This is a genomic window from Mesorhizobium sp. M0998, from assembly GCF_040318885.1.
Taxonomy (GTDB): Bacteria; Pseudomonadota; Alphaproteobacteria; order Rhizobiales; family Rhizobiaceae; genus Mesorhizobium.
Genome location: NZ_JAMYND010000119.1, coordinates 1 through 1,098 on the forward strand (window position 1 = coordinate 1; position 1,098 = coordinate 1,098).

A 1,098-nucleotide genomic window follows, 5' to 3' on the forward strand; every position below is an offset into this window, starting at 1 on the left:
CGACCGGCATCATTGGCCCGATCGGCTCGATTTTGGACGCACTCCTCCCTCACGCCCGTCTCTCTTTGGGTGGATACAGGACACCGATCATAGTCCGCAGATTGTAGGCGCATGCCGCCAGCATGCACTGCGTGCGGTTGGTCGCAAGGTTGAAGAAGCGCATGCGCCGCATGCCGTAACGCTCCTTGAACACGGCGAAAGGCCGCTCAACCGCCGCCCGCACCTTGGAGATCAGCCGGTTGCGCAGCTTGTCGCGCGGCGGCAATTCAGGGTGATGCTTGTTGGGCCGCCGCATCAGGCGATCCTTGATCTTGGCCTCAGCGAGCCGGTCATGCCTGGCATGGGTGTAATAGGCCTGATCGCCATAGACCGCCTTCTCATCGCCGCAGATCAACCGGTCGGCCGGCTCGGTGTCGGTGACTGAGGCGTCGCTCACCTCGACGCGCCGGATCAAGGTGTGCCCCTGGTCGACGCCAATGTGCATCTTGTAGCCAAAAGTGCTCTTTTTGCCCTTCTTGCCCCAGCGCGCATCCTTGTCCGCCGACGGCTTGACCGGGCCGTGGTGGCCCTTCTTCGGCTGCTTGGGCGGCCGGCCGGGGGATTGCATGAACGAGGCATCGACCAGCGTGCCGCGCTTGACGATCAGGCCTTTCGTCTCCAGCTGCCGGTTGATCTCCTCAAACACCTTGTCGATCAGCCGCTCACGCGTCAGCTCGTCGCGAAAGCGCCATAGGGTCGAATGATCGGGCGTACGGTCCGAGAGGCTGAAGCCAACGAAGCGGCGAAACGACAGCCGGTCACGGATCTGCGCCTCAAGCGCTGGATCGCTCAGCCCATGCCACACACCCAGCAGAAGGCAGCGCACCAGCAACATTGCCGGGTAGCTGGCGCTACCCGGGCCGCTGCTGCTGCGCGGGCCAAGCAGCTTGCTGATCGGCTCCCAGTCCAGCTCTTTCGCAATCAGGTCGAAGATCGTCTCATCCGACACCGCAAGACCGTCCGCCAGACTCAACTGACCCAGAACACGATCCACCATCGCGAATCTCCCTGCTCCAACCTCACAACAGAATCACTGATCGGCTTCTGTGCAAAGATCTC

Annotated in this window: 1 protein-coding gene; it reads right to left on the reverse strand. The window is 62.4% G+C overall.

The window, feature by feature from the left end:
• Window positions 1-49 precede the first annotated feature (49 nt).
• Entirely contained in the window at window positions 50-1,036 is a 987-nt protein-coding gene (locus NKH59_RS33360) for an IS5 family transposase (protein WP_352687253.1), read from the reverse strand.
• Between the last annotated feature and the right edge of the window lie 62 nt (window positions 1,037-1,098).